Below are 12,480 nucleotides of genomic sequence, written 5' to 3'. Positions count from 1 at the left end.
GTTTTAGTCCATGCTTCCTGGTTCATGTAACCCAGCATTAATACTTCTAAAGTTTGTACGTCTTGGATAACAACAGGTACTAAACCATTACTTTTTTCGAAATCTATATTCATAACCTTACCGGTATGTTGTGTTTTTTTAGTTCTTCTTTTAAATCCGGAATGGCAATTTCACCGTAGTGAAATACCGAGGCGGCAAGTGCTGCATCTACGCCAGTTTGCATAAATACATCCGTAAAGTGCTCCATGGTTCCGGCACCGCCAGAAGCGATCACAGGAATATTGATGCTGTAGCAAATGGTACGGAGCAAATTGCAGTCAAATCCTTGTTTAGTGCCATCGTGGTCCATAGAGGTGAGTAAAATCTCTCCAGCACCATGTTGTTCTGCCTGTTTAATCCAGGATTCAGTTTCCAATGCGGTTGCAATTCTTCCTCCATTTAAGTGCACGAGGTTTTTATCGCCAACGAATTTAGTGTCTACCGCCAATACAACAAATTGAACGCCAAAAGCTTTGGCCAGTTCTTCAATAAGCAAGGGATTTTTAACGGCAGCAGAATTGATGCTGATTTTATCGGCACCGGCGTTCAATAAAGCTTCAGCATCTGCAATGGAAGTAATTCCACCACCGATGGTAAAGGGGATATTCAACTGACTGGCTACAGACTTCACCATTTCTATCATGGTTTTGCGACGCTCGTGGGTAGCAGTGATGTCTAAAAACACCAGCTCATCTGCCCCTTGTTGTGCATATTGCCAGGCCAGTTCAACAGGATCTCCGGCATCTTTAAGGTCTACAAAGTTCACACCTTTTACGGTCCGGCCTTCTTTAACGTCCAGACAAGGGATAATACGTTTACTCAGCATAGTTAAAGGGATGACATCGCTTTAAGGTTCCATTCTTTAATCTCATCAATAGAAATGCGGTTTTCATAAATCGCTTTTCCAACTACTACCGAGCGGATGTCATATTTGGCAAGCTCTTCAATGTCTTTCATGGAGCTGATGCCACCTGAAGCGATCAATTTGATAAATGGAGAGTGATTCAATAGTTTTTCATAGAGCTCTACTGCAGCACCGCCTAATTTTCCGTCTTTATTGATATCGGTACATAAGAAACGGAAGAAGCCCAATTGCAAACACTTGTCGATGTAATCCATCAGTTTGATTGGAGAACTTTCCATCCATCCTGAGTATTTGATCACCTCATCAAGTACATCAATAGCGATGACAATTCTGTTGGCATAGTCGTATTTCTTCCCTACTTCTTTGCTTAGCTCTTCTAAAAAGTTAGGATTGGTAATGGCTTGAGTACCCACAATAACGCGGTGGATACCTGCATCAAGCAAATGTGTTACCTGCTCAATGGTACGGATACCACCACCGTACTGCACTTTCATATCTGTTTTACTGATGGTGGCAAACAATTCTTTCTGGTTACTGAAATCACCCTTTGCACCATTGAGGTCAATGATGTGGATAAACTCTGTGCCATTGGAGCGATAGTTCTCAATCATATCTGCAATAGATACATCGTATTCAGTTTTTTGATTGTAATCGCCCTCTACTAGGCGGACCACTTTTCCGTCTAAGATATCAATTGCTGGTATTATATACATGTTAATGTTTTAAGGTTGAAAAATTTAATAATAAACGTTCTCCGGCGGCACCAGACTTTTCAGGGTGAAACTGTACCCCATAAAAGTTGTCCTTTTGGATGGCTGCTGAAAATTGTACACCGTAGTCAACAGTGGCCAAATCAAAAGTAGGATTATATTCAATAAAGTACGAATGTACAAAGTAAAATTGTGCCTGATTATCAACATCTTTGAACAAAGGATTGTTTTTTAAGTGCACATTATTCCAGCCCATATGAGGGATTTTTATGTTGTTTTCTTTATCGAACAAGCGGGTATGCAAAGGAAAGATATTCATCATTTGGGCGTCGCCTTCCTCAGAATGTTGTGTAAGCAATTGCATACCTACACAGATGCCGAGTACAGGTTTTTTAAGCTGCTTGATAGGCTCTACCAAACCTGTTTGCTGTAGTTTATTCATGGCCGAGCCGGCATGCCCCACACCAGGGATGATAATATGGCTGTAATTTTCCAGCTCCTCTGCGGTGTTCACCATGCCATAGGCAATGTTTAACCTTTTTAAAGCAGAAGTAAGGGAGAAAATGTTGCCTGCGCCGTAATTTACAATTCCAATCATCTATATTCTATAATAAGCCTTTAGTGCTTGGTAAAACTAATTTCTCTGCATCACGTTTGATGGCCATTTTAATGGCTTTTGCAAAAGCTTTAAAGATAGCTTCAATTTTGTGATGTTCATTGTCGCCGGTAGCTTTAATGTTTAAATTACATTTAGCGGCATCGCTGAAAGATTTAAAGAAGTGGTAAAACATTTCCGTTGGCATATCGCCCACTTTTTCGCGTTTAAATTCTGCGTCCCACACAATCCAGCTGCGGCCACCAAAATCTATGGCCACCTGTGCCAGACAGTCGTCCATGGGCAAGCAAAAGCCATAACGTTCCAAGCCTAGTTTATTGCCTATAGCTTTAGCAAAAGCTTCGCCAAGTGCAATACCAGTATCTTCAATGGTATGGTGCTCATCAATGTGTAAATCGCCTTTGGTCAAAAGATCAAGGTCAATGCTACCATGACGGGCAATTTGATCCAGCATATGGTCGAAGAAATTTAAACCTGTGCTGATGGCTGCTTTACCAGTTCCATCCAAATCAATTTTAATGCTGATCTTAGTTTCGTTGGTATTGCGCTCATGGGTGATGGTTCTGCTGCCTGCACGCAGGAAAGTGTAAACATCCATCCAGTTTTGGGTTTTTAACCCAATATAATCGGTAAGGTGTGTTGTAGATTCTAAAAACTCTTCAGCACCTAAAGTTTCATTGTTGCATAAATAAATGGCTTTTGCACCCAGGTTTTTAGCCAGAACAATGTCGTTGATCCTATCTCCAATCACAAAAGAATTAGCGAGGTCGTATTCGCCATTGAAGTATTTGGTCAGTAAACCTGTATTTGGCTTACGGGTTAAAGCATTTTCATGAGCAAAGGTACGGTCAATGATGACCTCACTGAATGTGATGTCTTCGTTGGCCAGGGTTTGCAGAATAAATTCATGTACAGGCCAAAAGTTAAGCTCAGGGTGGGAGTCTGTGCCCAGGCCATCCTGGTTGGTCACCATCACCAGTTCAAAGTCAAGTTCTCTGGCTATTTTAGATAAATAGTATAATGCTTTTGGATAAAATTCCAGTTTGGCAAAAGAGTCTATTTGTTGATCTTCAGGTTCAAGGATTAAGGTACCATCACGATCTATAAAAAGTAATTTCTTCATGGTCGGTTAAACTGTACGGTTGGTTTATAGTGATTTTAGGGCTTCTAATAATATTTTGTTTTCCTCTGGCGTACCGATTGTAATTCGCAGACAATCATCACATAAGGTAACTTTAGAACGGTCTCTTACAATGATGCCTTGCTCTACCAGGCTATCGTATTTAGCTTTGGCATTTTCCATGGCCACCAAAATAAAGTTGGCATCAGAAGGGTAAACCTTTTTGACCATGTCTAAAGCTTCTAAGGCTGCTGTGAGGAGATTTCTTTCTTCTACGGTCGCTTTAATCCACTCATTTACCTGTCCAACATTTTTCAATGCTTCTAAAGCAAGATCCTGTGTAGCCTGGTTAATGTTATAAGGTGCTTTTACTTTATTTAAAATGTCAATCACCGGACGGGGAGCAAAAGCCATCCCTAAACGTAAACCTGCAAGACCCCATGCTTTAGAAAAAGTCTGTAAGATCACCAGGTTAGCGTACTCCGTTAATTCAGCAATAAATGTTTTCTGACGGGAGTAATTGATATAAGCTTCATCAATCACCACAAGGCCATTAAAGTTAGCCAAAATGGTTTCTATATCTGTACGGATGATAGAATTACCGGTAGGGTTATTTGGAGAACAGATGAAAAGCAGTTTTGTGTTTTCATCAATTGCTTCAGCAATGGCTTCCATGTCCAGCTGAAAGTCTGGTAAAAGATTTACCTTACGTACTTCTACATTATTGATATCAGCAGATACTTCATACATGCCATAAGTGGGTGGAAGAATAACCACATTGTCAACTCCGGGCTCACAAAAAGCACGGAATAACAAGTCTATCGCTTCATCGCTGCCATTACCCAAAAAAGTATTTTCAATAGGTACACCTTTGATTCTGCTGATGGCATCTTTAAGATCCAGTTGTAATGGATCAGGATAGCGGTTATAATTAGCAGCCAGGGGTGAGCCATAGCTGTTTTCATTGGCGTCAAGGAAAACGCTGGCCTGTCCTTTATATTCATCCCTTGCCGTAGAATAAGGGCGCAGGCGTTTAATGTTATCTCGTTGTAAGTTATTAATATCCATCTTGTGTATTTAAACGAATAGTGATTGCATTTTTATGTGCCTGCAAGCCTTCTGCGGCAGCAAGAATTTCTACAGTTTTACCAATTTGTTGTAAACCCTCAGGGCTGATTTGCTGAAAGGTGATCTTTTTGACGAAAGAATCCATGGACACCCCTGAGTATGCCCTTGCAAAGCCACTTGTAGGCAAGGTATGGTTAGTTCCAGAAGCGTAATCGCCTGCACTTTCTGGCGTTAAGTTGCCAAGAAACACTGACCCTGCATTAACAATTAAAGGAATTAAAGGCTTAAATTGTGTTGTTGCTAAAATTAAATGCTCTGGTGCATATTGATTAGAGAAATCCATGCCTTCTTCCAAAGAATCTACTTTTACTGCATAAGAATTAGCGATAGCCTGTGCAGCAATAGCTTCTCTTGGCAAGGCCTTTAATTGAATTTCAATTTGTTCTAATGTTTGCTCAATCAGCGTTGCAGAGTTTGAAACCAGAATAGCCTGACTGTCTACACCATGTTCAGCCTGCGCCAGCAGATCTGCCGCTACAAATGAAGGATTAGCAGTTTCATCAGCAAGTACTAAAACTTCTGACGGTCCGGCGGGCATGTCAATAGCCGTTAGGGTAGTTGCTTGTACGACTTGTTTGGCATAAGTGACATAGCGGTTACCGGGACCAAATATTTTATCTGACTTAGGGATGCTTGCTGTTCCGTAGGCCATAGCGGCAATAGCTTGTGCACCACCTGCTAAAAAGATTTTATCTATGCCTAAAAGTTGGGCACAGTAAGCGAGGTAACAATTGGTTTTACCATCTGCCTGTGGTGGAGAGCATACCGTAATTGTTTTACAGCCAGCGAGTGTTGCCGGAATGGCAAGCATCAAAAAGGTGCTTGGTAAAACGGCCGTTCCTCCAGGTACGTATAGGCCCACACGTTCAATGGCACGTGTTTCGCGCCAGCAGGTAACGCCAGGCATGGTTTCTACAACCTCTTCCTTGCTGATTTGTGAAGCATGGAATTTGCTGATATTGGCATGAGCCTGGTCAATTGCTGCTTTTGCCTCGGCAGGAATGCTTGCTGCAATAGAACGGATCTCTTCCTGGTCGAGGTAAAGTTTTTCAAGCGTTACGCGGTCAAAAGCGAGGGCATATTCATATAAGGCTGCATCACCATCAGCTTTAACCTTGGCAATAATGTTATTTACGCGCTCTTCTATGCTTTTATCGTCTTCCAGTTGTCGCAAACATAAGTTCTCGATGGCTGTTGAAGATAAGTCTTTATAACTGTAAATTTTCAATGCTTTAGATTTTTAATGAATGAAAGGTTTAGGTAAATTAGACGATGATTTTTTCTATTGGCATCACCACAATCCCCTCTGCTCCGGCAGCTTTCAGACTATTGATTTTTTCCCAGAAATCTTTCTCGGCAATAACAGAATGAACAGCAACCCATTCTTCAACGAATAGAGGTACTACCGTTGGACTTTTTACGCCAGGCAATAAATCTACTACTTTTTGAAGGTTTGTTTTTGCAACGTTTAAAACCACATATTTGGTTTCTTTGGCACGCATTACAGAACGGATTCTTTGCAACAATTCTTGCACTTCTGGAATCAGTTCTGAACCATTTTTACCAATCAAAACAGCCTCAGATTTCATTACTTCAGCGAATGGTTTTAAGCCATTGCTTTTTAGCGTTCCTCCAGTAGAAACAATGTCACAGATGGCATCACTTAAACCTAAGCCCGGTCCAATTTCTACAGATCCGGAGATGGTTCTGATTTGCACATTCTTAACGTCATTGTCGTCAAGGAATTTCTCCAGGATGACAGGGTAAGAAGTAGCGATGGCTAAACCTTCCAATTGCTGAATGGTATCGATATTGCTGTTGTTTGGTACAGCTATTTTAAGGGTACATTTACCGAAATTAAGTTTCTGTAAATAAGTGACTTCGGCGCCGGCTTCAATAATAACGTTTTCGCCAACGATGCCTAAATCGGCAATACCGTCCTGAACATATTCAGGGATATCGTCATCACGTAAAAAAAGAATTTCTAAAGGGAAGTTGTTAACGGAAGTAATTAAGGAGCTTTTGTAGTTTTCGAAGGAAAGGCCACAGTTTTTAAGGATCTCTACTGATTTTTCGTTTAATCTACCAGATTTCTGGATAGCTATTTTAAGTGTTTTCACTTTTGCTGATTATAGGATGGAACAAGAAAATTATAAAATTCGGAAACAAGTTTTGAAGTACAAAACATTACATATACATCGCCAATTGGCGATGGTGCAAATGTAGTTGATGGTTCAAGTGTTTGTTCATTTTATATATGTTCCTAATCATTGATGCAAAGCATCATAAGGTAATGCAAATATAAAAGAAAATTATTAAACTTTTTGCAATTTAAATTGAATAACAATTATTATCTTAACCTTTTTGAGAATAACAATCAAACCTTTTCAACCTAAAAACCAAATATATGCCCTTTAAAATGCTATGGAGTGTAACCATGCTCTGTTTTTCTATGACTGCCTTTGGCCAGTCGGCCGATAACAAAAACTGGAATTCTTTATTCAACGGAAAAGACTTGTCGGGTTGGAAACAACTCAACGGAAAAGCTAAATACCAGGTGAGCAACAAGGAAATCATTGGCACAACAGTGGCCAATACGCCGAATTCTTTCCTGGTGACGGATAAAGAATATGGAGATTTTATCCTTGAACTAGAGCTTAAAGCAGATACATCTATGAACTCGGGAATACAATTCAGGAGTTTAAGTAAGGAAGAATATCAGAATGGGAGGGTACATGGTTACCAGGTTGAAGTAGATCCTTCTACAAGACAATGGAGCGGTGGGCTTTATGATGAAAGCAGAAGGGGGTGGTTATATCCTTTAGAGCTTAATCCTTCAGCCAAGACAGCCTATAAAAAAACAGAATGGAATAAATACAGAATTGAATGTATTGGCAATACCATCCGCACCTGGGTAAATGGTGTGGCTACCGCTCACCTGATCGATGCAGAAACCCCTAAAGGCTTTATTGCTTTGCAGGTTCATTCCATCAACAAAGCAGATCAGGCTGGAAAAGAAATCCACTGGCGCAATATCAGAATTCAAACAACTAATTTAAAACCATCACCGGCAGATGACATTTATGTAGTCAACCTCGTTCCTAATGATGTTTCTGCACAAGAGCAAAAGCAGGGCTTTAAGCTATTATGGGATGGCAAGACCACCAATGGCTGGCGTGGTGCTTATAAAGCAAAGTTTCCTGAAAAAGGATGGGGCATACAAAATGGGGTGTTAACCATTAAAGCGTCTGACGGTTCTGAAGGTGGTATTGGCGGTGATATCGTGACCGAAAAAGAATTTAGCGCCTTTATTTTGAAGTTTGATTTCCAATTAACGGAAGGGGCGAACAGTGGGGTGAAGTATTTTGTAACCGAGAAAGATAAAGGTGCCTCTGCCATTGGCCTTGAATACCAGATTCTTGACGATGCCAAACATCCTGATGCTAAATTAGGTAAAAACGGCAATCGTACACTGGCTTCGCTGTATGATTTAATTCCTTCTGCAAGAACGCCTGCAGCAAGGAAACCTATTGGTGCCTGGAACCAGGGTATCATTAAAGTATATCCAAACAACCATGTTGAATATTACCTGAATGGCTATAAAATGCTGGAATTTGAACGCGGCTCTGCAGCCTACCTTAAATTGGTGGCAGAAAGTAAATATAAAGACTGGGAAAACTTTGGCACAGCTGCAAAAGGACATATCCTTTTACAAGACCATGGAAATACCGTATCTTTCAGGAGCATTAAAATACAGGAGCTTAAGTAATTTATTGCTACTTTTGATGTTTATTTATTGATTTGAAAAAGATAATCTATTTACTGCTTTTTTCGGGCCTTTTCTGGCAGTCTTGCAGCTATTTTAAAGAAACGCCAGAAACAGGACTGCTATTGGAAAAGCACTTTAAGGACAAACTTTATAAAAAGTTTGACACGGCAGCTTACGATCTTGTTTTTCTACAGCATTTAGATTCCCTTAGCAAAGATTTGTCGAATCCTAAAACACTGCGAAGCTTTTATGAAGCACAAGCTTTGCGTCCTTCATTTATCAATGATCATTATGTAAACGGCGACCTTGATACTTTAATCAGCTATATCAGCAGGAGCAGGGAGCATGCTTTTAAGCCGGAATATTTCGGACTGAAAAGGCTTTCTGCTTTAAAAAGTACGCTTGATGCACATGCCTTTAAAACTATTGAAGAGGTGTATCCTGTGCTGGCAGATCTGGAAATCCAGGCTGCCGAATCTTTACTAAAGTACCATACACTAGTGTATTACGGTAGCCTTAACCCAAAGAAAATTCTGAACCGTTATTATATCAATGTTGAAAGGCCAGATAGTGTTGGTTTACTCAAAGTATTGTCTACACCTGATTTAGCCGCTTTTTTAAAGAGAATTCAACCGGCTTCAGACCAGTATAAAGCTTTTCAAAAGGAATTGGCCAAATTACAGGCGAGTGGGGCAGATGCCGAAAAGTTAAAAACCATAGTGGTCAACATGGAACGTTTAAGGTGGAAATTACCTGAGTCAGGTCCGGAATATGTGCAGGTGAATATTCCTGATTTTACGCTGACCTGGTTTAAAGATCAAGATACGCTGAGCCACATGAAAGTATGTGTAGGTAAAAGAAGGGAAGAGGGTTATGAAGAAAAGCTGAAGACATATATTAAAACAGGGAAACTTGATGACAAGCCTAAAAACCATCAAACACCACTTTTATACAGTGAACTCAATTCTATCCAGGTTAATCCTATCTGGAATATACCTGTGAGCATAGCGCAGAGTGAAATCTATTACCAGGCCTTGCGCGATCCTTATTACCTCTCTAATAATAACATTAAGGTTTATTATAAAGGTCAACTGGTTGGCGATCCAGATACCATTCAATGGAATAAATACGCAAGAGGAAAACTACCTTTCCAATTTAAACAGGGATCGGGAGCAGGCAATGCCTTAGGTAAATTCAAGTTCATTTTCAAAAACGGGTCCAGTATTTACCTGCATGATACCAATAACAAGAGTGCATTTGGGCATTACAACAGGGCTATTAGCCACGGCTGTGTGCGTGTGGAGCGTCCGCTTGAATTTGCGGAGCTTTTAGTGAACGACAAACGCCAGTACGACAAATTACGGATGGAAGTCAGTCTGCCACCTTTAGATACCACCAGGATGGATGAATACCGTAAAAAGTTGAGCAAAAAAGCCGACACGGTAAATACATTTGTGTTAAAACCTGCGTGGTTTGGCACTAAAAAGCCTATTCCTTTGTATATCAATTACATTACGGCATGGTGGCAAAATGGAAAGCTAGAACAAAGACCAGATGTATATGGGCTTGATGAAGTACTTTGGGTTAAATTAAAGCGATTTCTATAAGGGTAAGCAAAAATTGCCTAGTTTTGTACGCTGTTTACTAGCGGTTGAAATAGTGATATGCGAATTTTTAACGACTAAAGAATAAACATAAAAGATGAACCTTCTGATCAAAGGCGTTTCCATTGCCGACCCCAGTAGCCAGTTTAATCAACAAATTTGTGATGTACGTATAGAAAATGGTGTAATAACCACCATTTCCTCATCTATTTCGCCGAACAAAGACGAAGAAATTTTCGAAGGTAAAGGTACTTACCTGTCACCGGGCTTTTTTGACTTGAATTGCTCAGTTGGTGACCCCGGATTTGAAACTAAAGAAGATATTGCTTCTGCAACCTTAACCGCTGCCGCGGGTGGTTTTACAGGCTTAGCCGTTTTACCCAATACAGCACCCGTTTTACATTCTAAATCGCAGGTTGAATATGTCATTAACAAGGCTAAAGGAAACCTTGTAGATGTATTTCCAATCGGTGCCGTGAGTATGGACCTGGAAGGTAAAGAACTTGCCGAGATGTACGACATGCAGCAGGCAGGTGCTATTGCTTTTTCTGATGCGGAGAAACCCATTAAAGATGATGGTTTCATGAGCAGGGCTTTACAATATGCAAAGGGATTTAACGGATTGCTGATGGTTTATCCGGAAAACAGTTCTGTTGCCGGAAAAGCACAGGTAAATGAAAGTAAAACCAGTGTTTTGTTAGGTATGGTGGGCATTCCTGCCTTGGCAGAAGAAATGCAAATTTCACGTGATATTTACCTGGCAGGTTATCATGATGCTCCCGTTCATATCCATAATATTTCTACGGCAGGTTCTGTAGCCTTAATTAGAAGAGCGAAAAAAGATGGCATCAAAATTACCTGCGATGTGGCAGCACATCAATTGGTATTTACCGAGGAGCTTTTGAATGATTTCGATAGCAATTATAAAGTAAAACCTCCACTTCGAGGTAAAGCAGATATCAAAGCCTTGTTAAATGGCTTAAAAGACGGTACGGTTGATGCGGTGAGTTCGCAACATCGTCCGCAGGAAATAGAACATAAAGAGGTAGAGTTTGGGATGGCTGCTTTTGGCATCATTGCGTTACAAACGGCTTTACCCTTATTGGTTAAAGCAGGTTTAAATGAACAACAGATTGCGGTAAAGCTTGCTATTGCGCCGCGTAAAATTCTGAATTTACCAGTGCCAGTAATTGAGGCAGGAAATCCAGCGAATTTCACGGTATTCAGCACCAGCGAGAAATGGCTTTATAACGCCAGTAGCAACAGTTCAAAGTCGACTAATTCACCCTTATTGAATCAAACATTAACCGGTAAGGTGGTGTTAGTGAGTAATAATAATAAATATCAAGTATATGGATAATAAAGTAGAAAGTGCGCTGATTTCATCATTAGAGAAATTTGCCGCGGCATCAGGACAAGAGTCTGGCGCTTTGCAGACAAGCCTTTTAGAGGTGTTTAACCAGGATCTTGGTTTTTTGGAGAAAGTGGAAGCCTTTGATGCTGCTTTTGATGATTACCCGGCATTTGATGAGTTGAGAGAGGTTTTCTTTGATCTTTTAATGATCAATTTCTTTGCCAATGACATGAAGAAACTAGATGAAGACTATTTAGATTCTGAAGAATGGGCAGCTATTGAAGAAGAAACCATCGACCGTGGTACAGAGCTTTTAAACCTTTTATTGTACATCAACGAATGTCATGATGAGCGTATTAAGCCTGAACTTGGTGATTTCTTAAAAGAATTCTTATTGGTTGAAGAAGATGAGTTCCAGGATGAGTTTCATATTTATGAAGATTTAATCAGCAACCAACAATTAGCAGAAAGCAGCATTGAAGATATTTGCAGTCATGCAGGTATGGTTGACCTTGGCGATGAGATTAGAGAATTATTTGTTCCTTTCATGGCTTTCTTCCACCAGCCAAAATTCAGTGAAGAGGTGGTAACAGATTTAAAAGAATATAGTAACAATTCAGAATTTGATATTGCAGTGTACGCTTTAATTAGTAAGTTTAACTCAAATTAAATTAATTCAATCAAAACAATGCAACAACAATTAGCTGAAATGGAGAAAAAGCCTAACGTACTGGCTTTTAAAACGGCGGTGGCCTATGCGATTTATTTTCTGGCCCTGATGTTTATTTTTAAACTGATAGGCATAGACTCCAGCAACCCTGAACTTCCTATGGGAGAGAAAATAGTGAGTTCTGTGTTGTCTTACATTCCGTTTATTTTAGCAATTGTGTATGTACAGCTGACACATAAAAAAGAATTGGGTGGTTACATCACTTTTGGGCGTGCATTTTCTGCAGGCTTTAAAGTAGCTGCTTATTCCGGATTATTTATTGCAGTAATGATGATGCTCTATTACCTGGTTTTAGACAGACAAGCCTATGCAGATTTGATGGATGCGGCTATAGAAGCTGCCGGAGATGATGAAAATAAAATTAAAGGGGTTGAAATGATGAGACCCTATATGATTTTCTTTATTGCCTTTGGTGGAGCAGTATTCTATACATTTTTCGGCTTAGTGGTCAGTTTAATTGGTGCTGCGGTGTTCAAAAAGGTGCAGCCTTTATACATTGAAGAAGAAGAGAAAATAGGCTAAAAGCAAAATATATTCAATAATGA

Annotated in this window: 12 protein-coding genes and 1 pseudogene; 5 read left to right on the top strand and 8 right to left on the bottom strand. The window is 40.1% G+C overall.

Features of this window, described 5'->3' with window-relative positions:
- The 8 genes and pseudogenes from ACR2F7_RS16080 to hisG form a co-directional block, all read right to left on the bottom strand.
- Nucleotides 1–113 (bottom strand): annotated as a pseudogene (locus tag ACR2F7_RS16080) (bifunctional phosphoribosyl-AMP cyclohydrolase/phosphoribosyl-ATP diphosphatase HisIE); the annotation flags it as partial.
- A complete protein-coding gene (gene hisF / locus ACR2F7_RS16075) occupies nt 110–865 on the bottom strand; it encodes an imidazole glycerol phosphate synthase subunit HisF (protein WP_432714559.1) in 756 nt (251 codons plus the stop codon). The pseudogene ACR2F7_RS16080 and the gene hisF, both read right to left, overlap by 4 nt.
- A 2-nt stretch (nt 866–867) precedes the next feature.
- On the bottom strand, nt 868–1,617 hold the full coding sequence (gene hisA, locus ACR2F7_RS16070; RefSeq protein WP_432714558.1) for a 1-(5-phosphoribosyl)-5-[(5-phosphoribosylamino)methylideneamino]imidazole-4-carboxamide isomerase: 750 nt from the start codon (nt 1,615–1,617) through the stop codon (nt 868–870).
- A 1-nt stretch (nt 1,618) separates the two neighbouring features.
- Nucleotides 1,619–2,212, bottom strand: coding sequence for an imidazole glycerol phosphate synthase subunit HisH (hisH, locus tag ACR2F7_RS16065; protein ID WP_432714557.1), 594 nt, complete (start codon nt 2,210–2,212; stop codon nt 1,619–1,621).
- Nucleotides 2,213–2,219: 7 nt separating this feature from the next.
- Entirely contained in the window at nt 2,220–3,353 is a 1,134-nt protein-coding gene (gene hisB, locus ACR2F7_RS16060; protein WP_432714556.1) for a bifunctional histidinol-phosphatase/imidazoleglycerol-phosphate dehydratase HisB, read from the bottom strand.
- A 24-nt stretch (nt 3,354–3,377) separates the two neighbouring features.
- Nucleotides 3,378–4,418 (bottom strand): histidinol-phosphate transaminase, encoded by a 1,041-nt coding sequence (gene hisC, locus ACR2F7_RS16055; RefSeq protein WP_432714555.1) that lies wholly within the window; start codon nt 4,416–4,418, stop codon nt 3,378–3,380.
- Complete coding sequence (gene hisD, locus ACR2F7_RS16050) at nt 4,408–5,706, bottom strand: histidinol dehydrogenase (protein ID WP_432714554.1); 1,299 nt, start codon at nt 5,704–5,706, stop codon at nt 4,408–4,410. The genes hisC and hisD overlap by 11 nt, the downstream gene beginning before the upstream one ends.
- Before the next feature lie 37 nt (nt 5,707–5,743).
- Complete coding sequence (gene hisG / locus ACR2F7_RS16045) at nt 5,744–6,598, bottom strand: ATP phosphoribosyltransferase (protein ID WP_432714553.1); 855 nt, start codon at nt 6,596–6,598, stop codon at nt 5,744–5,746.
- 287 nt (nt 6,599–6,885) lie between these two features.
- Between hisG and ACR2F7_RS16040 the strand changes: the two genes are divergently transcribed.
- From ACR2F7_RS16040 to ACR2F7_RS16020, 5 genes are all read left to right on the top strand, one after another.
- Nucleotides 6,886–8,247: a 3-keto-disaccharide hydrolase gene (locus ACR2F7_RS16040; protein ID WP_432714552.1), complete on the top strand. Its 1,362-nt coding sequence runs from the start codon at nt 6,886–6,888 to the stop codon at nt 8,245–8,247.
- Between the two features lie 32 nt (nt 8,248–8,279).
- Nucleotides 8,280–9,854 (top strand): L,D-transpeptidase family protein, encoded by a 1,575-nt coding sequence (locus tag ACR2F7_RS16035; RefSeq protein ID WP_432714551.1) that lies wholly within the window; start codon nt 8,280–8,282, stop codon nt 9,852–9,854.
- Between the two features lie 94 nt (nt 9,855–9,948).
- Nucleotides 9,949–11,211 (top strand): dihydroorotase, encoded by a 1,263-nt coding sequence (locus tag ACR2F7_RS16030; protein ID WP_432714550.1) that lies wholly within the window; start codon nt 9,949–9,951, stop codon nt 11,209–11,211.
- Nucleotides 11,204–11,875, top strand: a complete 672-nt coding sequence (locus tag ACR2F7_RS16025; protein ID WP_432714549.1) for a hypothetical protein — start codon at nt 11,204–11,206, stop codon at nt 11,873–11,875. The genes ACR2F7_RS16030 and ACR2F7_RS16025 overlap by 8 nt, the downstream gene beginning before the upstream one ends.
- Before the next feature lie 18 nt (nt 11,876–11,893).
- Nucleotides 11,894–12,457, top strand: a complete 564-nt coding sequence (locus ACR2F7_RS16020) for a DUF4199 domain-containing protein (protein WP_432714548.1) — start codon at nt 11,894–11,896, stop codon at nt 12,455–12,457.
- Nucleotides 12,458–12,480: the final 23 nt, after the last annotated feature.

Source organism: Pedobacter sp. (assembly GCF_045628745.1).
Taxonomy (GTDB): domain Bacteria; phylum Bacteroidota; class Bacteroidia; order Sphingobacteriales; family Sphingobacteriaceae; genus Pedobacter.
Note: the sequence above shows the minus strand (reverse complement) of the source record. Positions and strands in the feature narration are given on the sequence as shown.

What these genes read in the sequence shown, in the direction of transcription:
- hisF (WP_432714559.1), bottom strand. Translation starts at nt 865, where the DNA reads ATGCTGAGTAAACGTATTATCCCTTGTCTGGACGTTAAAGAAGGCCGG.
- hisA (WP_432714558.1), bottom strand. Translation starts at nt 1,617, where the DNA reads ATGTATATAATACCAGCAATTGATATCTTAGACGGAAAAGTGGTCCGC.
- hisH (WP_432714557.1), bottom strand. Translation starts at nt 2,212, where the DNA reads ATGATTGGAATTGTAAATTACGGCGCAGGCAACATTTTCTCCCTTACT.
- hisB (WP_432714556.1), bottom strand. Translation starts at nt 3,353, where the DNA reads ATGAAGAAATTACTTTTTATAGATCGTGATGGTACCTTAATCCTTGAA.
- hisC (WP_432714555.1), bottom strand. Translation starts at nt 4,418, where the DNA reads ATGGATATTAATAACTTACAACGAGATAACATTAAACGCCTGCGCCCT.
- ACR2F7_RS16040 (WP_432714552.1), top strand. Translation starts at nt 6,886, where the DNA reads ATGCCCTTTAAAATGCTATGGAGTGTAACCATGCTCTGTTTTTCTATG.
- ACR2F7_RS16030 (WP_432714550.1), top strand. Translation starts at nt 9,949, where the DNA reads ATGAACCTTCTGATCAAAGGCGTTTCCATTGCCGACCCCAGTAGCCAG.
- ACR2F7_RS16025 (WP_432714549.1), top strand. Translation starts at nt 11,204, where the DNA reads ATGGATAATAAAGTAGAAAGTGCGCTGATTTCATCATTAGAGAAATTT.
- ACR2F7_RS16020 (WP_432714548.1), top strand. Translation starts at nt 11,894, where the DNA reads ATGCAACAACAATTAGCTGAAATGGAGAAAAAGCCTAACGTACTGGCT.